Raw genomic sequence first — 20,121 nt, 5'->3', positions numbered from 1 at the left:
GTCGCGTCATCGGAGAGCCGGTGCCGATCCCCGGTCCGGCGCCGCGCGGCGCGTCCTCGGCGCCCGGGGCGGGGGCCGGCGCGCGCCCCGCATCGGGGCGAGCCGCGGCGTCGTCGCCGAACAGGCTCTCGAAGGGGTCGCCGCCCGCACCCGCTGCCGTCGTGGCGCGTCGGGTGGGGTCGGTCTCAGGCGTGTCGGTCAGGATCGACTCGGTTCCTCGGGACGAGAGCGCCGGGTGGGGAGCCGGCGGTGCGCTCGCTCTCGAGCGCATGTTGAAGGATTATAACGGCCGCTACCTGGTCGATCACGGGCCGCTGCTTGCGGGAGCCCCTACCGGACGACCGCAGGGCGCTCTGCGCGGAGACCGTCGACAGCCGTTCGTCCACGAGCCGGACCGGCGTCGGGGTGGCGTCCGCGAGGCGGCGGGCGAAGCCCTCCGCGTCCTCCGTCGACGCCGTGGCGCGCCCGGAGAGCGCGAGCGGCAGGCCCACGACGAGCTCGACGCACCCGACCTCCGCGGCCACCTCGAGGATGCGGCGGATGTCCGCCGAGCCGCCCGCGTCGCGCGGGACGGTCTCGACGGGCGTCGCGATCAGCCCGTGCGGGTCGGAGCGGGCGAGGCCGATGCGCGCCTTCCCCACGTCGACGGCGACGCGCGAGCCCGTCCGCATCAGGACGCGAGCGCCTGGCGGACGGCGGCGAGGGCGTCCGGGATGGCCGACACGTCGGATCCGCCGCCCTGGGCGAGGTCGTCCTTGCCGCCCCCGCCTCCGCCGAGCACCGCGGCGGCGGCGCGGGCGAGCTGCCCGGCCTTGGCCCCGGCGTCGCGGGCGGCCTGGTTGGTGGCCACGATGACGGTCGGCTTGCCCGCGGCGTCACCCGCGAGCGCGACGACCACCGGGTCGGAGCCGGCGCGCTCGCGCACGAGGGTCACGAGCTGGCGCACCTCGTCGGCCGAGCGGACGCCGCCGAGCGACTCCTGGATGAGCGTCACCGATCCGACGCGCGAGCCCTGCGCGAGCAGGGCCGGCACGCGCTGCTGGAGCGCCTGCGCCTCGAAGTCCGCGATGCGGCGCTCCGCGGTCCTCAGGTTCGCCATCAGGTCGGCGATGCGGTCGGGCAGCTGCTCGCGCGGCGTCTTGAGGCTCGACGTGAGCTGCGACACGATGGCCCGCTCGACGGCCAGGTCCTGGAACGCCTCGCGGCCGACGAGCGACTCGATGCGCCGGTTGGTGGAGCCTACGGACGACTCCCCCACCACGTTGATCAGCCCGATCTGCGCGCTCGAGGACACGTGGGTCCCCGCGCACAGCTCGCGCGACCACGGGCCGCCGATGTCGACGACGCGCACGGTGTCGCCGTACTTCTCGCCGAACAGCGCCATCGCGCCGAGCTGCTTGGCCTCGTCGATGGGCATCACGCGCGTGACGACCTGCAGGTCGTCCCGCACGGCGCCGTTGGCGATGTCCTCGATCTCGTTGCGCGTCTCGGGCGACAGCGCCTGGTTCCACGCGAAGTCGAGGCGCATGTAGCCGGCGCGGTTGTACGAGCCGGACTGGTGCGCGTCCTGGCCGAGCACCTGCCGGAGGGCGGCGTGCACGAGGTGCGTGCCGGAGTGCGCCTGCGTCGCACCGCGCCGCCAGTCGGCGTCGACCACGGTCGTGGCGGCGTCGCCGACGCCCACCTCGCCGGAGCGCACCTGCACGCGGTGGCTGATGAGGCCCTTCACGGGCTTCTGCACGTCGAGGACCTCGAGGTCGAACCCCTGGCCGACGATGCTGCCCGCATCGGCCTCCTGGCCGCCCGACTCGGCGTAGAGGCTCGTCTCCGGGAGGATGACCTCCGCGATGTCCCCCGCGACCGCGTGGTCGACGCTCTGTCCGCCCACGATGAGGCCGAGGATCGTCGTGCCGGTCTCGAGCTCGTCGTAGCCCGTGAAGCGCGTCTCGCCGGCGGCGCGGAACGCGCTGTAGACGGTGAGGTCGGCGAGGGCGGTCTTCTTGCTCTTGGCGTCGGCCTTGGCGCGCGTGCGCTGCTCCAGCATCAGGCGGTCGAACGCCTCGCGGTCGACCGTGAGCCCGTTCTCCTCCGCCATCTCGAGCGTGAGGTCGATGGGGAACCCGAACGTGTCGTGCAGCAGGAAGGCGGTGTCGCCCGCGATCCGCTCCCCGCCCTTGGCCTTCGTCTCGCCGACGGCCACGTCGAGGATCGTCGTGCCGCCGGAGAGGGTGCGGAGGAACGTCTCCTCCTCCGCGTAGGCGAGGCGCGAGATGCGGTCGAAGTCGTCGGACACCTCGGGGTAGGCGGCCGTCATCGCGTCGCGCGACGCGGGGAACAGCTCGCCGAAGGTCGCCGTGTCGACGCCCATGAGGCGCATGGCCCGGACGGTCCGGCGCATCAGGCGACGCAGGATGTAGCCGCGCCCCTCGTTGGACGGACGCACCCCGTCCGACATGAGCATGAGGGAGGAGCGGACGTGGTCGGCGACGATGCGCATGCGCACGTCGTCCTCGTGGTCGGCGCCGTAGCGGCGGCCCGCGATGCCGGCCGCGCGGTCGAGGACCGGGCGCACCTGGTCGATCTCGTACATGTTCTCGACGCCCTGCTTGAGGAAGGCGACGCGCTCGAGGCCCATGCCCGTGTCGATGTTCCTCTTCGGCAGGTCGCCGAGGATCTCGAAGTCGGCCTTGCCGGTGCCCTGCCCGCGCAGGTACTGCATGAAGACGAGGTTCCAGATCTCCACGTACCGGTCGTCGTCGGTGGCCGGGCCGCCGTCCCGGCCGTAGGCCAGTCCGCGGTCGAAGAAGATCTCGGAGCAGGGGCCCGCGGGGCCGGGCTGGCCGGTGTGCCAGTAGTTCGTGTCCCGGCCGAGGCCCTGGATGCGGTCGTCCGGGAGGCCCGCGATGCGCTTCCACGCCTGCCGCGCCTCGTCGTCCTCGTGGTAGACGGTCACCCACAGGTCGTCCGGGTGGAACCCGAGGCCGCCGTCGGCCTCGCTCGTCGTGAGCAGCTCCCAGGCGTAGGCGATGGCCTGCTCCTTGAAGTAGTCGCCGAACGAGAAGTTGCCGTTCATCTGGAAGAACGTGCCGTGCCGGGGCGTGCGGCCGACCTCCTCGATGTCGAGGGTGCGGATGCACTTCTGCACGCTGGTGGCGCGCGGGAAGGGCGCGGGCACGACGCCCGTGAGGTAGGGCACGAACGGCACCATCCCGGCCACCGTGAACAGGAGGGTCGGGTCCTCGCTCACGAGGGACGCCGACGGCACGACGGTGTGCCCCCGGTCGCCGAAGTACGTCAGCCAGGCGTTGCGGATGTCTGCGGTCTGCATGCGGTCTACTGCTTTCCCAGCTCGGTGATGGTGTCCTCGGCCTCGCCCACGGCGGAGCGGAGCTCGGCCTCGCGCCGGCGGTAGCCGTCCTCGACGGCCTCGCCGAAGCGGCGGGCGCGGTCGTTGACGTCCTGGAAGAGGCGGTGCCCGGCCTCGGTGCGATCGACCTGGTGGGCGATCGCGAAGCCGATGACGACCCCCACGGCGATGAGGACGAGGTTCTTCATGCTTCTCCCCTTCCGGGAGGTCCACCCCTCGCGAGGAGGGTGTCGAGCGGTGCGCGCGGCCCTTCGGGGCCGAGGGCGATCCTACCGGCCGGGGCGGGCGGCTCCCCCGGCGGCCCGGCCCCGCGGGACGGCACGCCCGCCCACGGCCCCCGGCACAGCGGCACATCGGCCGCGGAGACGCCGAGAGGCGGGCCGCCCCGGAGGGCGACCCGCCTCGCGGACGGTGATGCGGTGCTTAGCGTGCCGCGTAGTACTCGACGACCAGCTGGACCTCGCAGGTCACGGGGACCTCGGCGCGCTTCGGCAGGCGCACGAGGCGGGCCTGCAGCTTGTCGAGCTCGACCTCGAGGTACGAGGGGAGCTTCGGCAGCACGTCGGCGTGACCGCCGGCGGCGGCGACCTGGAAGGGCTCGGTGCCCTCGGAGCGCGGCTTGACGTGGATCATCTGGCCGGCCTTCACGCGGAAGGAGGGGCGGTCGACGATCTTGCCGTCGACCATGATGTGACGGTGCACGACGAGCTGGCGGGCCTGCGCCGTGGTGCGCGCGAGGCCGGAGCGGACGACGAGCGCGTCGAGGCGCTGCTCGAGGATCTCGACCAGGTTCTCACCGGTCAGGCCCTGCGTGCGGCGCGCCTCCTGGAAGGCGATCTTGAGCTGGGCCTCGCGGATGCCGTACTGGGCACGCAGGCGCTGCTTCTCGCGCAGGCGGACGGCGTAGTCGCTGTCCTGCTTGCGCTTGGACCGGCCGTGCTCGCCCGGCGCGTAGGGGCGCTTCTCGAGGTACTTGGCCGCCTTCGGCGTGAGCGGGATGCCCAGCGCGCGGGAGAGGCGGGTCTTGCTGCGGGTGCGTGACTTGGTGGACACGTTTTCCTTCCAGGGGAGAAAGTCTCTTGACTGCGGATGATGCAGGGCGTCCGCGCACACGCATGGGCGCGCGACGATCGGTACCGCGATGCGGTTCCTGCGTGAGTAAGAGGGATTCGCCACGGGTCGTCCGGCTACAGGACGTGTCCCTTGATCATGATGTCGACGCAGCCGCACGCGACACCCGATTGAGGCGTCAGCAAGCGTAGCACGGGAACGGCGGGGACCCGGGTGCGCGCCGCGCCGGGCGCGGGCACCCCGTCCGCGTCGCCTCAGCCGCCGCGGACGATGCGGCGCAGCCTCTCGAGCCGCGCCGACAGGTCCCGCTCGTGCCCGTGCTGCGTGGGCGAGTAGTAGGTGCGGCCGACCAGCTCGTCGGGCAGGTACTGCTGGGTCACGACGCCGATGTCCGCGTCGTGGGGGTAGCGGTACCCCTTCCCGTGCCCGAGGCGCTTGGCCCCCGGGTAGTGGGCGTCGCGTAGGTGCAGCGGGACGCGGCCGAACGCGCCGGCGCGGACGTCCGCGATGGCCTGGTCGATGCCGAGGTAGGACGCGTTCGACTTGGGCGCGGTCGCGAGGTGCACGACGGCCTGCGCGAGCGGGATCCGCCCCTCGGGCATGCCGATGAGCTGCACCGCGTCGGCCGCCGCCACCGCGACCACGAGCGCCTGCGGGTCGGCGAGGCCGATGTCCTCGGACGCCGACACGATGATCCGGCGGGCGATGAAGCGCGGGTCCTCCCCCGCCTCGATCATGCGGGCCAGGTAGTGGAGGGCCGCGTCCACGTCCGATCCGCGGATCGACTTGATGAAGGCGCTGATGACGTCGTAGTGCTCGTCCCCGTTGCGGTCGTAGCGCAGGAGCGCCCGGTCGACCGCCAGGGCGACCTGCTCGGTGGAGATGGGGACGGACGCGGGGTCCGCGGCCGGGGCGGTCCCGCGGGCACCGTCGCCGCCCCCGCCCTCGTCGCCGTCCTCGTCGTCGTCATTGCCGTCGTCCGCATCCCCGGCCGCCGCGCGCGCCTTCCCCGCGGCATCCGCCTGGGCCGAGACCGCGGCCGCTTCGAGCGCCGTCAGCGCACGCCGCGCGTCGCCCGAGGCGAGGCGGATGATCATGGCCCGCGCGTCGTCGTCGAGGGAGAAGCGCCCGCCGAGGCCCCGCGCGTCGGCGACGGCGCGGTCGACGAGCACCCCGAGGTCGTCGTCGTCGAGCTGCTCGAGCGTCAGCAGGAGGCTCCGGGACAGCAGCGGGGAGATGACGGAGAAGGACGGGTTCTCCGTGGTCGCCGCGATGAGGATCACCCACCCGTTCTCCACCCCCGGGAGCAGCGCGTCCTGCTGCGCCTTGGTGAAGCGGTGGATCTCGTCGAGGAACAGCACCGTCGAGACGCCGAAGAGGTCGCGGTCGCTGAGCGCCTTCTCCATCACCTGGCGGACGTCGCGCACGCCCGCGGTCACGGCGGAGAGCTCGACGAAGCGCCGGCTGGACCCGTGCGCGATGGCCTGCGCGAGCGTCGTCTTCCCGGTCCCGGGGGGTCCCCACAGGATGATCGACACCGACCCCTGCTCGCCGGCGACGTCGGACGCGAGGCTCACGAGGGGGGATCCCGGCGTCAGCAGGTGGCGCTGGCCGGTGACCTCGTCGAGGGTCCGCGGACGCATCCGGACGGCCAGGGGCGTGGCCCCCGAGCGGAGGCCCGGTCGCGTGTCGGTCATGACCTCGATGGTAGGCGCGACCGGCTAGTGTTCCCGTACCGCCGCCTCGGGCGGGACCGAGCGGAGGACGCCGTGGCCCCCAGGAACGACCGCGCAGCCCGCGAGGCGCAGGCCCGGCTCCGGCGCTACGCGGCGCGCCGGGAGCTCCACGCCCGCGCCGTGCGGCGCCGCCGTCGCGACGACCTCGTGGCCGTCGTCGGCGTGGTCCTCGTCGCGGCGCTCGCGGTCGGCGCGCAGCTCGCCTGGCAGTCGGGGCCGGGCGCCCCCGGGCCCGCGGCGTCCGCCTCCCCGACGCCCGACGCCGCCACGCCCACCGCGGATCCGGCGGAAACCGGGGACGTCCCGCCCGCCACCCTCGCCGAGGATCGGACGTGGACGGGCTCGCTCGTCCTGAACGGCGACGTGACGCTCGGCGTCGAGCTCGACGGGCGGTCCGCGCCCCAGTCCGTGTCGGTGCTCGTCTCGCTCGCGCAGAGCGGCTGGTACGCCGACCGCACCTGCCACCGCCTCACCACGGCGCTGTTCCAGTGCGGGAGCGCGGACGGCCGGGGCGGCGGCGACGCGGGCTTCACGTACGGACCGGTGGAGGACGCTCCCGAGGACGGCTCCTACCCGGCCGGCACCATCGCCATGGCCCGCGGGGAGAGCCCGGACAGCCAGTCCGGCCAGTTCTTCGTCGTCTACCGGGACACCCGGCTCGACACCTCCACGGGCGGCTACACGGTGGTCGGTCGCGTGACCTCCGGCCTCGACGAGTACGTGAGCCGCATCGCCGACCAGGGCATCACCCCCGGCGCCTCCGCGGAGGACGGCGCCCCGGTGGTCCCGACCACGATCACGAGCCTCACCCTGGGCTGAGGCGCGCCGCAGGTCCTCACGAGCGCCTGCGAGCGGGAGCCGGTTCCGCCCGCGACCGCGCCGCCGCACCTCCGCTCGGGCATGATCGGTACGGCGGCCTGCGCCCGCTCCCGGACGATCCCGCCCGGGAGCCGTGCTCTAGGCTGACGTGCACGTCTCCGAACCGGTCCGGCCGGTCCTATGAACAAGGTGGAATCCGTGGCTGACAACGATCAGACCCCCTGGGGCCGCGTCGACGAGACGGGCACCGTCTTCCTGCGCGAGGGCGACGGCGAACGTGCCGTCGGCCAGTACCCCGACGGGACCCCCGAGGAGGCGCTGGCCTACTTCCAGCGCAAGTTCACCGACCTCGCCGGGCAGGTCACGCTCCTGGAGCAGCGCGCCAAGCGCGGCGCCCCGGCGGCGGACGTCTCCAAGGCCGTCGCGCACCTCATCGAGGCCGTGGACGGCGCGAACGCCGTCGGCGACCTCGCCGCGCTCCGCGCCCGCCTCGACGTCCTCGCGGCCACCGTGGGCGAGCTCACGGAGAAGCAGGGCGAGGAGCAGCGCCAGGTCGTCCAGGGTGCCATCGCCGAGCGCACCGCCATCGTCGAGGAGACCGAGCGCCTCGCGGGCCAGGACTTCTCGAAGGTCCAGTGGAAGCAGCTGACCGCCGAGGTCGACGCGCTCTTCGGCCGCTGGCAGCAGCACCAGCAGACGGGTCCGCGTCTGCCGAAGAACGACGCGAACGAGCTCTGGAAGCGCTTCCGCACGGCGCGCTCCGCCATCGACACCGAGCGGAAGGCGTTCTTCGCCGAGCTCGACAACGCGCACAAGGACGCCCGCTCCAAGAAGCAGGCCATCGTCGAGCAGGCGCGTGCCCTCGAGCCGCAGGGCGTCGGCGGCATCCCCGCCTACCGGCGCCTCCTCGACGAGTGGAAGCTCGCCGGACGTGCTGGCAAGCGCTACGACGACGCGCTCTGGGCGCAGTTCAAGGCGGCGGGCGACGTGCTCTACGGCGCCAAGGCCGAGGTCGACGCCGCGGACGACGAGGAGCAGCAGGCCAACCTCGCGGCCAAGCTCGCCCTCCTCGACGAGGCCGAGCCCATCCTGCAGATCACGGACCGCACGGCCGCGCGCGACAAGCTCACGGCCGTCCAGCTCCGGTGGGACGCGGTCGGCCGCGTGCCGCGCGACAGCGTCAAGACGGTGGAGGACCGCCTCCGCAAGGTCGAGACGCACGTCCGCACCCTGGACGAGGAGTTCTGGCGCAAGAACAACCCGGAGACCAAGGCGCGGTCCGAGGGGCTCGCCTCCCAGCTCGGCGCGGCCATCGACAAGCTGCAGCGCGAGCTCGACGCGGCGAAGGCCGACGGGGACGCACGCCGCATCGCGGACGCCGAGGAGGCCCTGGCCGCCCGACGCGTCTGGCTGGACGCCCTCGGCTCCTAGCCTCCCTCCGCACGTCGACGGCCCGGACTCCTCCACAGGAGCCCGGGCCGTCGCCCGTCCGCCCCGGGTCGATGGCATGGTGCGCCCATGTCCCCCCGCCTCGCTCCCGTCCTGTCCGTCCTCGACCTCCCGCTCGCGGAGCTCTGCTCCGCCCGTCTCGACGGCGAGCTGTACGAGGTCGACGCCTGCTACTCCCCCGTGGACGAGCTGGCCTCGCCCTGGCTCCGCGCGGCGGCGCTCGCCGCGCAGGTGCCGTCGCGTCTCATCGCCGAGCGCACCACGGCGGCCTGGGTGCACGGCGCGGTCCGCATGCCCCCGCGCACGCACGAGTACTGCGTCGACAGCGTCGCGCGGTGCCACCCGCCGGCGCTCCGGAACGTGCGCATCCGCGAGGTCGTCCTCGACGAGCGCGACACCGTGGTGCTCGCGGGGATCCGCGTCACCACGCCCCTCCGCACCCTCTGCGACATCGTGCGCACCGTGTCCGACCTCACGCCCCGGCACGAGCGCGCCTGCCTCGGCCTCCTCCGGCTGCCCGGCGTCACGATCCCGGGCGCCCGCGAGCACCTCGCCTCGTGCGGGGCGCTCCCCGACAAGCGCCGTGCGCTCCAGCGGCTCGACGCGCTCGCCCTCCGCGCGTCCTCCCCGCGGGGCACGGACGGGTCCGACGCCGACGACGGCGCCTGGCCGATCAGCCCCCGTTGACCCGGTACACGTCGTACACCGCGTCGATCCGGCGCACCGCGTTGAGCACGCGGTCCAGGTGCGTCACGTCGCCCATCTCGAAGACGAACCGGCTGATCGCCAGCCGGTTGGACGAGGTCGAGACGGAGGCCGACAGGATGTTGACGTGGTGCTCCGAGAGCACGCGCGTCACGTCGCTGAGGAGGCCGGAACGGTCCAGCGCCTCGACCTGGATGTGCACGAGGAACAGGCTCTTCGACGACGGTGCCCACTCCACCTCGATCATGCGGTCGGGTTCCGCCCGCAGCGAGTCCACGTTGTGGCAGTTCGCCTGGTGCACCGAGACGCCTGCCCCGCGCGTGACGAAGCCGATGATCTCGTCGCCGGGCACGGGCGTGCAGCACTTCGCCAGCTTCACGAGGATGTCGGGCGCGCCGCGCACGAGCACCCCGGAGTCGCTGTTGCGGGAGACGCGCGAGCGCTGCGTGACCGCGAAGACCTCCTCGGCCTCCCCGCCGCTGTCGCCCTGGATGGAGGAGAGCACCTTCTCGATCACCGACTGCGTGGAGACGTGCCCCTCGCCGACGGCCGCGTACAGCGCCGCCACGTCGTCGTACTTCATGCTCTGGGCGACGTCCGAGAACGCGTCCTGGTTCATCAGCTTCTGCAGTGGGAGGTTCTGCTTCCGCATGGCACGGGCGATCGCGTCCTTGCCCTGCTCGATCGCCTCCTCGCGGCGCTCCTTGGTGAACCACTGCTTGATCTTGTTGCGCGCGCGGGCGCTCTTCACGAACGCCAGCCAGTCCTTGCTGGGACCGCTGTCCGGGTTCTTCGACGTGAACACCTCGACGACGTCGCCCGTGGTCAGGGGGTTCTCCAGCGGCACCAGCCGGCCGTTCACCTTGGCGCCCATCGTCCGGTGGCCGACGTCGGTGTGCACCGCGTAGGCGAAGTCGACGGGCGTCCCGCCCGCGGGCAGGCCGATGACCTTCCCGTGCGGCGTGAAGACGTAGACCTCCTTCGCGCCGATCTCGAAGCGCAGCGAGTCGAGGAACTCCCCCGGGTCGGCCGTCTCGGACTGCCAGTCCGAGATGTGCGCGAGCCACGCGAGGTCGGTGTCCCCCTGCGGCGACACCTCCGCGGCACGCCCGCCGTTCATGCGCTCCTTGTACTTCCAGTGCGCGGCGACGCCGAACTCGGCGCGCTGGTGCATCTCGTGCGTGCGGATCTGGATCTCCACCGGGCGGCCCTTCGGCCCGATCACCGTCGTGTGCAGCGACTGGTAGAGGTTGAACTTCGGGGTGGCGATGTAGTCCTTGAAGCGGCCCGGCACCGGAGTCCATCGGGCGTGGATCGCGCCGAGCACCGCGTAGCAGTCCCGCAGCGAGTCCACGAGCACGCGGATGCCGACCAGGTCGTAGATCTCGTCGAACTCGCGCCCGCGGACGACCATCTTCTGGTAGATCGAGTAGTACTGCTTGGGCCGACCGGCCACCTTCCCGCGGATGCGGGCCGAGCGCAGGTCGTCGTTCACGCTGTCGATGACCTGCTGCACGAACTCCTCGCGCTGCGGCGTCCGCTGCTTGACGAGGTTCTCGATCTCGACGTAGATCTTGGGGTAGAGGACCGCGAACGACAGGTCCTCGAGCTCCCACTTGATGGTCGAGATGCCGAGCCGGTGCGCGAGCGGCGCGTAGATCTCGAGGGTCTCCTTGGCCTTGCGCTCCGCCGACGCGGACTCCACGAAGCCCCACGTGCGCGCGTTGTGCAGCCGGTCGGCGAGCTTGACCACCAGCACCCGGATGTCCTTCGACATCGCCACGACCATCTTCCGGACGGTCTCCGCCTGGGCGCTGTCGCCGTACTTGAGCTTGTCGAGCTTGGTGACCCCGTCGACGAGCATGGCGATCTCGTCGCCGAAGTCGTGGCGCAGCATGTCGAGCGTGTACTCGGTGTCCTCGACCGTGTCGTGGAGGAGGGCGGCCGCGAGCGTCTTGGGCCCGATTCCGAGGTCCGCGAGGATCTGCGCGACCGCCACCGGGTGGGTGATGTAGGGCTCGCCGCTCTTGCGCTTCTGGCCCTCGTGGGCGCGCTCCGCGACGGCGTAGGCCCGCTCGATGAGGCTCATGTCGGCCTTGGGGTGGTGCAGGCGGGCGGTGCGGATGAGCTGCTCGACCGCGCCGGCGGGCTGTGCGCGCGAGAACAGGCGGGGCACCAGGCGCCGGAGCGACGCCGTGCTCGAGGTCGTCTCCGTCATCGTCCAACCTCCCAGGCGTGTGCTGGAGACCAAATTATCACCGCGTCCGCGGCCTCCCGACCACGGGCCGCCGGCGCACCCCGGTCGCGCCGACCCGCGATCCGGACGTCACCACGACGGACGGCGCATGCCGGTCGACGACGACCGACGCAGCGGGAGGCCGGTCAGGCGACGCGGCCGGGCGCGCCGTCGTCGGTCACGACGTCGCCGCCCATCTCCGACCAGGCGTGCATGCCGCCCGTGATGTTGGAGGCCGCGTATCCACCGCGCAGGAGGGCCTGCGTCGCGAGGGAGGAGCGGTGCCCGGAGCGGCAGACGACGACGATGTGCTCGTCCGTCGGGATCTCGTCGACCCGAGCCTGCAGGTCGCCCAGGGGGATGTGGTGCGCCGCGGCCGAGTGACCGGCCTCCCACTCGTCGGGCTCCCGGACGTCGAGCAGCCAGGAGTCGCCCGTCGCGGTCCGGGCCTTGGCGGTCGCGGCATCGAGGTCCTCCGGGACGCCGGCTCCGTGCGCGCTGCTCACGACTCCACCGTCACGGCGGCGCGCTCGGCCTGGGCGCGGCTCGCGGCCGTGGCCGCCAGCGCGTCGCCGCGCTTCACCCTCGGCTCGCCCTCGCGGAGGTGCGCGTACAGCGGAGCGGCGATGAAGATCGTCGAGTACGTGCCCACGATGATGCCGATGAACAGCGACAGCGCGATGTCGCGGAGCGTCCCGGCCCCGAGCACCACGGCCCCGATGAACAGGATGGACCCGACCGGGAGGATGGCGACGATCGAGGTGTTGATCGACCGCACCAGCGTCTGGTTGACGGCGAGGTTGACCGACTGCCCGAAGGTCCGACGGGACTCCTGCCCGTCCTCCGCGGTGTTCTCGCGGATCTTGTCGAACACCACGACCGTGTCGTACAGGGAGTAGCCGAGGATCGTGAGGAAGCCGATGACGGCGGCCGGCGTGACCTCGAAGCCCGTGATCCCGTAGATGCCGGCCGTGAGGACCAGGTCGTGCAGCAGCGCGACGATGGCGGCGACGGACATCTTCCACGTGCGGAAGTAGACGGACATGACCACGGCGGCCAGCGCGAGGAACACCACGAGCCCCCACAGCGCCTGCCGGGTGATGTCCTGGCCCCACGACGGCCCGATGAAGGACTCGGTGACGCTCGACGTCTCCACGCCGTAGGCGGTCGCGAGCGCCTGGCGGACCGCGGTGCTGTCGGCGGGCTCCAGCTGGTCCGTCTGGACGCGCACCGCGTCGGCGCCGACCGCGGAGACGCGCGCGGGGACCGACGTGACCGTGGCCACGGCGTCGCTGGCCGTGTCCTGGGACTGCGACTGCACACCGCTCACCGTGTACTCGGAGCCGCCCGTGAACTCGATGCCGAACGTGAACCCGCCGCGGACCAGGGGCCCGAGGATGGAGATGAGGATGCAGACGGCGGCGATGCCGTACCAGAGGCGGCGGCGTCCGACGATGTCGAACGAGCGCTTGCCCGTGTAGAGGTCGTTGCCGAACTCGGAGAAGCCAGCCATCAGTCGTCCCTGCTCGTGTCGTCGGCCCGCGGCGCGTCGAGGGTCGCGGTCTTCGTGGATGCGGGCGCCGAGCCCTGGGCGGCCTTGCGCTCGGCGATGGTCTGCCGGCGGGCCGCCTCCTTGGCGGCGGCGGCGCCCCGTCCGCTGGCGGCGGTCGGGGTGCGGAACGTGGCCCGGCCCCGGTAGACGGCGCCGAGGGCGCGCGGGTCCAGCCCGCTCATGCGGTGGCCCTCGGCGAAGAACCGCCGGTTGGCGAGCAGCTGCAGGATCGGGTGCGTGAACAGCGACACCACGATGAGGTCGATGATCGTCGTCAGCCCGAGGGTGAGCGCGAAGCCCTTGACGTTGCCCACCGCGAGCACGAACAGCACGGCCGCGGCCAGGAAGTTGACCGTGTCCGACGCGATGATGGTCCGGAGGGCGCGCTTCCAGCCCTGCTCGACGGAGGAGACGAGACCGCGGCCGTCGCGGAGCTCGTCCTTGATGCGCTCGAAGTAGACGATGAACGAGTCCGCCGTGATGCCGATGGCCACGATGAGACCCGCCACCCCGGCGAGCGAGAGCCGGTACCCCTCCCGCCAGCTGAGCAGCGTGATGAGCAGGTAGGTGATGACCGCGGCGATCACCAGCGACGCGATCGTGACCATGCCGAGCGCCCGGTACTGGACGAGCGAGTAGAGCACCACGAGCACGAGCCCGATGAGGCCGGCGATGAGGCCGCTGGTGAGCTGCGAGGACCCCAGGGTCGCGGAGATGACGTCCGAGCTCTGCAGCGTGAAGCTGAGCGGCAGGGCGCCGAACTTTAGCTGGTCGGCCAGCGCCTTGGCGCTCTCCTGCGTGAAGTTGCCCGTGATGGAGGGCTTGCCGTTCGTGACGACGCCCTGGGTGACCGGGGCGCTGATGACCTCGTTGTCGAGCACGAACGCGAACTGGTTCCGCGGCGACTCGAGGGTGATGAGGCGCGTCGACATGTCGCCGAACTGCTGCGTGCCGTCGCCGTCGAAGACCAGGTTCACGGACCAGGTGCCGGTGCTGACGCCCTGGCTGGACTGCTGGAGGCCGCTCGTGGCGTCGGAGATGGTGCTGCCGTCGACCTCGACCGGGCCGAGCACGTACTTCGCCGCCCCGTCGTCGGAGCAGGAGATGATCGCGCGGTCGGCGGGAGCCGCCTGACCGTCGCTCTCCGGAGCGGTCGCGCAGTCGTACGCGGCGAACTCCGCCTGCAGGCGGGGCGTGACCCAGGAGATGTCGCTGGGACCCGTGGGCTCGGCGGTGGGCTCGTCGGAGAGGGTCGAGGGGTCCGGGGTCTCCTCGGCCGCGGGGGTCTCGCCTTCGGCAGCGGGCGTCTCGCCCTCGGCTGCGGGCGTCTCGCCCTCGGCCGTCGGCGTGGTGCCGTCGGCGGGTGCCGAGCCGTCGGTGGCCGTGGGGGTCGGCGTGGCGCCGACCGACGCGGTGCCGGCTGCGCCGACGAGCACCGGACGCAGCTCGAGCTTGGCCGAGGACTGCAGGCGCTGCATGGTCGCCGCGTCGGGTTCGCCCGGCAGGCTCACGACGATGTTGCTGCCGCCCTGCGTGGTGATCTCGGCCTCGGAGACGCCGCTCGCGTCCACGCGCTGGCGGATGATCGAGACGGCCTGGGCGAGCTGCTCGCTGGTCGGTCCCGAGGACGACCCGTCGAGCTGGGGCGCGAGGATGATCTGCGTGCCGCCCTCGAGGTCGAGCGCCAGCTTCGGGGTCCAGGACCCGTTGCTGAACGCGACGCTCGCGGCGTTGCCGCCAGCCAGCAGGCCGATGATGACGAGCAGCCAGACGAGCTTGCGCCGGGCCTTGCGTACGGGTGTGGGCGACTTTGCCACCTGGACACTCGACTTTCTTCACGGTGGGCCGGCGGGATCCGCGGAGCGCCCCGGATGGAGGGTGGGAGCAGGGCCGGGCGGCATGCCGCCCGGGATCGGACGGACGGCCGGTGGCCGCCCGTCCGCTGGATCAGGAGCGGCCGGTGGGGGCGTCGCCGTCGTCGAGGCGGCGGGCGGACGCGTCCGTGGTGCCCGTCTCGTCGACGACGTCGGTGGCCGGGGCGTCGTCCACCAGGACGGAGGCGTCATCGGCGACGGTCGGCTCGACCACGCGGGCGATCGTCTGGCGGTGCAGCTTCAGCACCGTGCCGGGCGCGACCTCGAGGTAGGCGAGGTTGTTCTCCTCGTCGAAGGACACGAGGGTGCCGTAGATGCCGGACGCGGTCATGACCTCGGCTCCGGGGACCATCTGGGTCTGGAGGGCGGCGAGGTCCTTCTGGCGCTTCCGGCTGTTGCGGAACATGAAGAAGATGAGCAGCGCCAGGACGGCGAACATGATCAGGGTGAACGGGTCCATGCGGGACGGGCCTTTCAGGTGCTGAGGGGTGACGGACACGACGAACCGGCGACGTTCCGCGGGAGGCCAGCTTGAATCATAGGCCATCGCCGAACAGGGGCTCCTGGGGACTCCGAGCCCCCATTCCCGGGGCCGTGCCCGGCGCGGGGGACGCGGCCGCCCCCGGCGCGGCGGGCGCCGGGAGGCCGAAGTGCCGCCACGCCGCCGGGGTCGCCACCCGTCCGCGCGGCGTGCGCGTGACGAGGCCGATCCGCACGAGGAACGGCTCGACGACCGACTCGATGGTCTCCGCTTCCTCCCCCACCGACACGGCGAGGGTGTTCAGCCCGACCGGGCCGCCGCCGAAGCGCGTGAGGATGCCGCGCATCACGGCGCGGTCGAGGCGGTCGAGGCCGAGGGGATCCACGTCGTACAGGTCGAGCGCGGCGCGCACCGACTCGACGCCCGCCTCCGTCCCGTGCACGAGGGCGTAGTCCCGCACGCGCCGGAGCAGGCGGTTGGCGATCCGCGGCGTCCCCCGGCAGCGACCGGCGATCTCGGCGACGGCCGCATGCGCGATCTCGAGGCCGAGCATCCCCGCGGCCCGCTCGATGACCTGCTCCAGCTCGTGCGTCTCGTAGAACTCCAGGTGGGCCGTGAAGCCGAAGCGGTCGCGGAGCGGGCTCGGGAGCATTCCCGAGCGCGTCGTGGCGCCCACCAGCGTGAACGGCGACAGCTCCAGCGGGATGGAGGTCGCGCCCGCCCCCTTGCCCACCATGATGTCGATGCGGAAGTCCTCCATCGCCAGGTAGAGCATCTCCTCGGCGGAGCGCGCCATGCGGTGGATCTCGTCGACGAAGAGGATCTCGCCCGGCACGAGCGCGGACAGCACGGCGGCGAGGTCGCCCGCATGCTGGATGGCCGGCCCGCTCGTGAGGCGCAGCGGCCGGCGGCTCTCCTCCGCGACGATCATCGCGAGCGTGGTCTTGCCGAGCCCGGGCGGTCCCGCGAGCAGGATGTGGTCGGGCGAGCGGTTCTGCATGGCGGCCGCCGTGAGCAGCAGCTCGAGCTGGCCGCGCACCTTGACCTGCCCGACGAACTCCGACAGCGATCGCGGACGCAGGGCCCCCTCGAAGGCGAGCTCCGCGTCGGACTCGGGGACGGGGCTCGAGGCGTCCCCGTGCGCGAGGCCGCTCACCGCTCGACCCCCGGACCGGGCGCGCCCGCCGGCTGCTGCGGGCCCAGCATGCCGAGCGCGACGCGGAGGAGACGGGGCATGTCGGCGGGAGCGCCGGCGTCCTGGGCCGCGACGACCGCGTCGTCGACCGCCGTGCGGGCGACGCGCTCGGACCAGCCGAGCCCGATGAGCGCCGTGACGACGTCGGCGCTGACCGTGGCTGCCGCGTCCGGCACCGGCCGCGCGCGCGGAGCCGTCACGAAGATCTTGCCGGCGAGCTGCAGGACGATGAGCTTGGCCGTCTTCGGGCCTATGCCGGACACCCGGCGGAAGGCCGCGTCGTCCTCCGCCGCGACCGCCCGCGCCATCGCCTCCGGGTCGAGGTGCTCGAGGACCGCGAGGGCGGACTTCGGCCCGACGCCGGTGACGCCGCACAGCAGCTCGAAGGCGCGGAGCTCGTCCGGGCCGGGGAAGCCGAAGAGGGTGAGCGAGTCCTCGCGCACGACCAGCGAAGTGAGCACGGTGGCCTCGGATCCGTGGCGCAGCTCGAGCGCGTGCCGCGGCGTCACCGCGACGCCGTAGCCCACGCCCTGCACCTCCAGCAGGAGGGTCTGACCGGACACGGACAGCACGGTGCCGCGGAGGGAGGAGATCACGCCCCCAACCCTACGAGCTAGCGCCGACCCCGCTGCGCACGCTCGGCAGCGAGCCAGGCGGACTGCGCGGCCGTCGGTCCGGCGGCCGGCGGCGCCCCCGGCGCCACCGCGCGGGGCACGGGCACCGCGGTGCCCGCGATGCCCGCCCGGGACATCCCCGCGCGCCACCCCGCGCAGATGGCGAGGGCGAGGGCGTCCGAGGCATCCGCCGGGGTCGGCAGCTCGTCGAGTCCGAGGATCCGCGCCACCATCGTCGCGACCTGCCTCTTGTCCGCCTGGCCGTAGCCGGTCACGGCGGCCTTCACCTCGCTCGGCGTGTGCATCGCGACGTCGAGACCCCGACGGGCGGCGCCCACGAGGGCGACGCCCGTGATCTGCGCCACCCCCATGACGGTGGAGACGTTGTCCTGCGCGAAGACGCGCTCGATGGCGACGACCGCCGGCCGGTGCCGGTCGACCAGCTCCTCGATGCCGTCGCCCACCGCGAGGAGGCGGTGGTGGAGCTCCGACGTCGGGCTCGTGCGCACGACCTGCACGTCGACGAGGCGCGCGGTGCGGTCGGGGAAGACGTCCACGACGCCGACGCCGCACCGCGTCAGGCCGGGGTCGATCCCGAGGATCCGGACGGGCGGCTGGCCGCCCGCTCCGCTCCCCCGCGCGGCGGCGATGGGGGCCTACTCCTCGTCGTCGTCGAGCGCCGCCTGCACGTCGGCGGGCACGTCGCTGTTGATGTAGATGTTCTGCACGTCGTCCAGGTCCTCCATGGCGTCGACGAGCTTGTTGACCTTGCGCGCCGTCTCCAGGTCGACCTCGACCTTGACCTGCGGCACGAACTCGACGTCGGCGGAGTCGTAGTCGATGCCCGCCGCCTGGAGCGCCTGGCGCACGGCGACCATGTCCGAGGGCTCGCACTGGATCTCGAAGACCTCACCGTGGTCGGTGACGTCCTCGGCGCCCGCGTCGAGGACGGCCGCCAGGACGTCGTCCTCGGTGGGGGTCTCCGCGTGCGGCACCGCGAGGACGCCCTTGCGGTGGAAGTTGTAGGCGACGCTGCCCGGGTCGGCCATGGTGCCGCCGTTGCGGCTCATCGCCGTGCGGACCTCCGCGGCCGCGCGGTTCTTGTTGTCCGTGAGGCACTCGACGAGCATGGCGACGCCGTTGGCGGCGTACCCCTCGTACATGATCGTCTGGTAGTCGACGACCTCGCCGAGCAGGCCGGCCCCGCGCTTGACCGCGCGGTCGATGTTGTCGTTCGGGACGCTGGTCTTCTTGGCCTTCTGCACCGCGTCGACGAGGGTCGGGTTGCCCGACATGTCGGCGCCGCCGATCTTGGCCGCGACCTCGATGTTCTTGATCAGCTTCGCGAACGACTTGGCCCGCCGCGAGTCGATGATCGCCTTCTTGTGCTTCGTGGTCGCCCACTTGGAATGTCCGGACACGGGTGGTTCTCCTTACGCGGCGTCTGCTCGCTGTCAATGATGGACCATGGGGCCCTCCCGCCGAGGGAGCCGGGAGTCAGAGGGTGCGCCCCGCGTCCTCGACCATGTCGAGGAAGAGGCGGTGGAAGCGGAGGTCGCCCGTGACCTCCGGGTGGAACGACGTGCCGAGGAGCGCTCCCTGGCGCACGGCGACCACGCGTCCGTCGTCGAGGGTCCCGAGCGCACGCGCCGACGGGCCCACCGAGTCGACGACCGGGGCGCGGATGAACACCGCGTGCACGGGCGGTTCGCCGAGCTCGGGGACGTCGAGGTCCACCTCGAACGACGACGTCTGCGATCCGAAGGCGTTCCGCCGCACGGACACGTCGAGACCGCCGATGCTCCGCTGGTCGTGGATGGCGTCCACGATCTCGTCGGCGAGCATGATGAGGCCGGCGCACGTGCCGTACACCGGCAGCCCGTCGTCGATGGCGGCACGGAGGGGCTCGGCCACGCCGAACTGCCGCGACAGCTTGTCCATCACCGTGGACTCACCGCCCGGGATCACGAGGCCGGAGATTCCCGGCAGGTCCTTCGGCTGGCGCACGAGCCGCGTGCGGGCCCCGAATCCCTCGAGCACCTGGACGTGCTCGCGGACGTCCCCCTGCAGCGCGAGGACGCCCACGACGGGGCCGTCGCCGTGCGGAGCCGCGCTGCTACCAGCCACGCTCGGCGAGGCGGTGCGGCGCGGGGACGTCGGCGACGTTGATCCCGACCATGGCCTCGCCCAGCCCGCGCGATGCCTCGGCGATGGCGTCGGGGTCGTTGAACAGGGCGGTCGCCGTGACGACGGCCTTCGCGCGCGCCACCGGGTTGCCCGACTTGAAGATGCCGGATCCGACGAACACGCCGTCGGCGCCCAGCTGCATCATCATCGCCGCGTCCGCCGGGGTGGCCACGCCGCCCGCGGTGAAGAGCACGACCGGCAGCTGCCCCGTGGTCGCGACCTCGAGCACCAGGTCGTACGGCGCCTGCAGCTCCTTCGCCGCGACGTAGATCTCGTCGTGCGTGAGGGCGCTGAGCGCGCGGATCTCGGACTTGATGGTGCGGATGTGCTTGGTGGCCTCGGACACGTCGCCCGTGCCGGCCTCGCCCTTGGAGCGGATCATCGCCGCGCCCTCGGTGATGCGGCGGAGCGCCTCGCCGAGCGTGGTGGCACCGCAGACGAAGGGGACGGTGAAGCCCCACTTGTCGATGTGGTTCACGTAGTCGGCCGGGCTCAGCACCTCGGACTCGTCGATGTAGTCGACCTCGAGGGACTGCAGCACCTGCGCCTCGACGAAGTGGCCGATGCGGGCCTTGGCCATGACCGGGATGGAGACCTCGGCCTTGATCTGGTCGATGAGGTCGGGGTCGCTCATGCGGGCGACGCCGCCTTGGGAGCGGATGTCCGCGGGCACGCGCTCGAGCGCCATGACGGCGACCGCTCCCGCGTCCTCCGCGATGCGCGCCTGCTCGGCGTTGACGACGTCCATGATGACGCCGCCCTTGAGCATCTCCGCGAGTCCGCGCTTGACGCGGCTCGAGCCGACCTGTCCGGGGGTGTTGGTGTCAGTCATTGT

At 72.5% G+C, this 20,121-nt stretch carries 19 protein-coding genes; 3 read left to right on the top strand and 16 right to left on the bottom strand.

What is annotated here, in order from left to right; all coding sequences use genetic code 11:
- Window positions 1-185 precede the first annotated feature (185 nt).
- The 5 genes from ruvX to AC07VC_RS04655 all read right to left on the bottom strand — a co-directional run bounded on the left by ruvX (window position 186) and on the right by AC07VC_RS04655 (window position 6,135).
- Window positions 186-671, bottom strand: a complete 486-nt coding sequence (gene ruvX, locus AC07VC_RS04675; protein WP_494675998.1) for a Holliday junction resolvase RuvX — start codon at window positions 669-671, stop codon at window positions 186-188.
- On the bottom strand, window positions 671-3,328 hold the full coding sequence (alaS, locus tag AC07VC_RS04670; RefSeq protein ID WP_494675999.1) for an alanine--tRNA ligase: 2,658 nt from the start codon (window positions 3,326-3,328) through the stop codon (window positions 671-673). Before alaS ends, ruvX begins: the two co-directional genes overlap by 1 nt.
- Window positions 3,329-3,333: 5 nt before the next feature.
- A complete protein-coding gene (locus tag AC07VC_RS04665) occupies window positions 3,334-3,555 on the bottom strand; it encodes a hypothetical protein (protein ID WP_094116033.1) in 222 nt (73 codons plus the stop codon).
- Window positions 3,556-3,790: 235 nt separating this feature from the next.
- Window positions 3,791-4,420 carry a 30S ribosomal protein S4 gene (gene rpsD, locus AC07VC_RS04660; protein ID WP_012038492.1) on the bottom strand — a complete coding sequence of 210 codons (630 nt, stop codon included), beginning with the start codon at window positions 4,418-4,420 and terminating at the stop codon, window positions 3,791-3,793.
- Between the two features lie 272 nt (window positions 4,421-4,692).
- The gene (locus tag AC07VC_RS04655) at window positions 4,693-6,135 is read right to left on the bottom strand and encodes a replication-associated recombination protein A (protein WP_494676000.1); all 1,443 of its coding nucleotides are present in this window, start codon (window positions 6,133-6,135) and stop codon (window positions 4,693-4,695) included.
- 72 nt (window positions 6,136-6,207) lie between these two features.
- Between AC07VC_RS04655 and AC07VC_RS04650 the strand changes: the two genes are divergently transcribed.
- The 3 genes from AC07VC_RS04650 to AC07VC_RS04640 all read left to right on the top strand — a co-directional run bounded on the left by AC07VC_RS04650 (window position 6,208) and on the right by AC07VC_RS04640 (window position 9,129).
- Window positions 6,208-6,993 (top strand): peptidylprolyl isomerase, encoded by a 786-nt coding sequence (locus AC07VC_RS04650; RefSeq protein WP_494676001.1) that lies wholly within the window; start codon window positions 6,208-6,210, stop codon window positions 6,991-6,993.
- A gap of 198 nt (window positions 6,994-7,191) precedes the next feature.
- A complete protein-coding gene (locus AC07VC_RS04645; protein ID WP_494676002.1) occupies window positions 7,192-8,424 on the top strand; it encodes a DUF349 domain-containing protein in 1,233 nt (410 codons plus the stop codon).
- Between the two features lie 87 nt (window positions 8,425-8,511).
- The gene (locus AC07VC_RS04640; protein ID WP_317228671.1) at window positions 8,512-9,129 is read left to right on the top strand and encodes a type IV toxin-antitoxin system AbiEi family antitoxin; all 618 of its coding nucleotides are present in this window, start codon (window positions 8,512-8,514) and stop codon (window positions 9,127-9,129) included.
- Here AC07VC_RS04640 and AC07VC_RS04635 read toward each other — a convergent pair.
- The 11 genes from AC07VC_RS04635 to pdxS all read right to left on the bottom strand — a co-directional run bounded on the left by AC07VC_RS04635 (window position 9,116) and on the right by pdxS (window position 20,118).
- A complete protein-coding gene (locus tag AC07VC_RS04635) occupies window positions 9,116-11,365 on the bottom strand; it encodes a RelA/SpoT family protein (protein WP_104289821.1) in 2,250 nt (749 codons plus the stop codon). The two genes, AC07VC_RS04640 and AC07VC_RS04635, sit on opposite strands and share 14 nt — an antisense overlap.
- A 164-nt stretch (window positions 11,366-11,529) precedes the next feature.
- Window positions 11,530-11,889: a rhodanese-like domain-containing protein gene (locus tag AC07VC_RS04630; protein WP_494676003.1), complete on the bottom strand. Its 360-nt coding sequence runs from the start codon at window positions 11,887-11,889 to the stop codon at window positions 11,530-11,532.
- A complete protein-coding gene (gene secF / locus AC07VC_RS04625; RefSeq protein ID WP_494676004.1) occupies window positions 11,886-12,896 on the bottom strand; it encodes a protein translocase subunit SecF in 1,011 nt (336 codons plus the stop codon). The genes AC07VC_RS04630 and secF overlap by 4 nt, the downstream gene beginning before the upstream one ends.
- Window positions 12,896-14,752 (bottom strand): protein translocase subunit SecD, encoded by a 1,857-nt coding sequence (gene secD / locus AC07VC_RS04620; protein WP_494676005.1) that lies wholly within the window; start codon window positions 14,750-14,752, stop codon window positions 12,896-12,898. Before secD ends, secF begins: the two co-directional genes overlap by 1 nt.
- 130 nt (window positions 14,753-14,882) lie before the next feature.
- Window positions 14,883-15,269, bottom strand: coding sequence for a preprotein translocase subunit YajC (gene yajC, locus AC07VC_RS04615; protein WP_494676006.1), 387 nt, complete (start codon window positions 15,267-15,269; stop codon window positions 14,883-14,885).
- Window positions 15,270-15,345: 76 nt separating this feature from the next.
- Entirely contained in the window at window positions 15,346-16,446 is a 1,101-nt protein-coding gene (gene ruvB / locus AC07VC_RS04610) for a Holliday junction branch migration DNA helicase RuvB (RefSeq protein ID WP_494676007.1), read from the bottom strand.
- Window positions 16,443-17,081: a Holliday junction branch migration protein RuvA gene (gene ruvA / locus AC07VC_RS04605; RefSeq protein WP_317228678.1), complete on the bottom strand. Its 639-nt coding sequence runs from the start codon at window positions 17,079-17,081 to the stop codon at window positions 16,443-16,445. The genes ruvB and ruvA overlap by 4 nt, the downstream gene beginning before the upstream one ends.
- 17 nt (window positions 17,082-17,098) lie before the next feature.
- Complete coding sequence (gene ruvC, locus AC07VC_RS04600; RefSeq protein WP_494676570.1) at window positions 17,099-17,749, bottom strand: crossover junction endodeoxyribonuclease RuvC; 651 nt, start codon at window positions 17,747-17,749, stop codon at window positions 17,099-17,101.
- Window positions 17,750-17,755: 6 nt separating this feature from the next.
- Window positions 17,756-18,520, bottom strand: coding sequence for a YebC/PmpR family DNA-binding transcriptional regulator (locus AC07VC_RS04595; RefSeq protein ID WP_094116042.1), 765 nt, complete (start codon window positions 18,518-18,520; stop codon window positions 17,756-17,758).
- Between the two features lie 76 nt (window positions 18,521-18,596).
- Window positions 18,597-19,226 (bottom strand): pyridoxal 5'-phosphate synthase glutaminase subunit PdxT, encoded by a 630-nt coding sequence (gene pdxT, locus AC07VC_RS04590; protein ID WP_317228679.1) that lies wholly within the window; start codon window positions 19,224-19,226, stop codon window positions 18,597-18,599.
- The gene (pdxS, locus tag AC07VC_RS04585) at window positions 19,216-20,118 is read right to left on the bottom strand and encodes a pyridoxal 5'-phosphate synthase lyase subunit PdxS (RefSeq protein ID WP_086513245.1); all 903 of its coding nucleotides are present in this window, start codon (window positions 20,116-20,118) and stop codon (window positions 19,216-19,218) included. The genes pdxT and pdxS overlap by 11 nt, the downstream gene beginning before the upstream one ends.
- Window positions 20,119-20,121: the final 3 nt, after the last annotated feature.

The sequence above is a fragment of the Clavibacter sp. GW821-FHT01D01 genome (assembly GCF_059422605.1).
Note: the sequence above shows the minus strand (reverse complement) of the source record. Positions and strands in the feature narration are given on the sequence as shown.

What these genes read in the sequence shown, in the direction of transcription:
- secF (WP_494676004.1), bottom strand. Translation starts at nt 12,896, where the DNA reads ATGGCTGGCTTCTCCGAGTTCGGCAACGACCTCTACACGGGCAAGCGC.
- alaS (WP_494675999.1), bottom strand. Translation starts at nt 3,328, where the DNA reads ATGCAGACCGCAGACATCCGCAACGCCTGGCTGACGTACTTCGGCGAC.
- pdxS (WP_086513245.1), bottom strand. Translation starts at nt 20,118, where the DNA reads ATGACTGACACCAACACCCCCGGACAGGTCGGCTCGAGCCGCGTCAAG.
- AC07VC_RS04655 (WP_494676000.1), bottom strand. Translation starts at nt 6,135, where the DNA reads ATGACCGACACGCGACCGGGCCTCCGCTCGGGGGCCACGCCCCTGGCC.
- AC07VC_RS04640 (WP_317228671.1), top strand. Translation starts at nt 8,512, where the DNA reads ATGTCCCCCCGCCTCGCTCCCGTCCTGTCCGTCCTCGACCTCCCGCTC.
- ruvX (WP_494675998.1), bottom strand. Translation starts at nt 671, where the DNA reads ATGCGGACGGGCTCGCGCGTCGCCGTCGACGTGGGGAAGGCGCGCATC.
- yajC (WP_494676006.1), bottom strand. Translation starts at nt 15,269, where the DNA reads ATGGACCCGTTCACCCTGATCATGTTCGCCGTCCTGGCGCTGCTCATC.
- AC07VC_RS04665 (WP_094116033.1), bottom strand. Translation starts at nt 3,555, where the DNA reads ATGAAGAACCTCGTCCTCATCGCCGTGGGGGTCGTCATCGGCTTCGCG.
- AC07VC_RS04635 (WP_104289821.1), bottom strand. Translation starts at nt 11,365, where the DNA reads ATGACGGAGACGACCTCGAGCACGGCGTCGCTCCGGCGCCTGGTGCCC.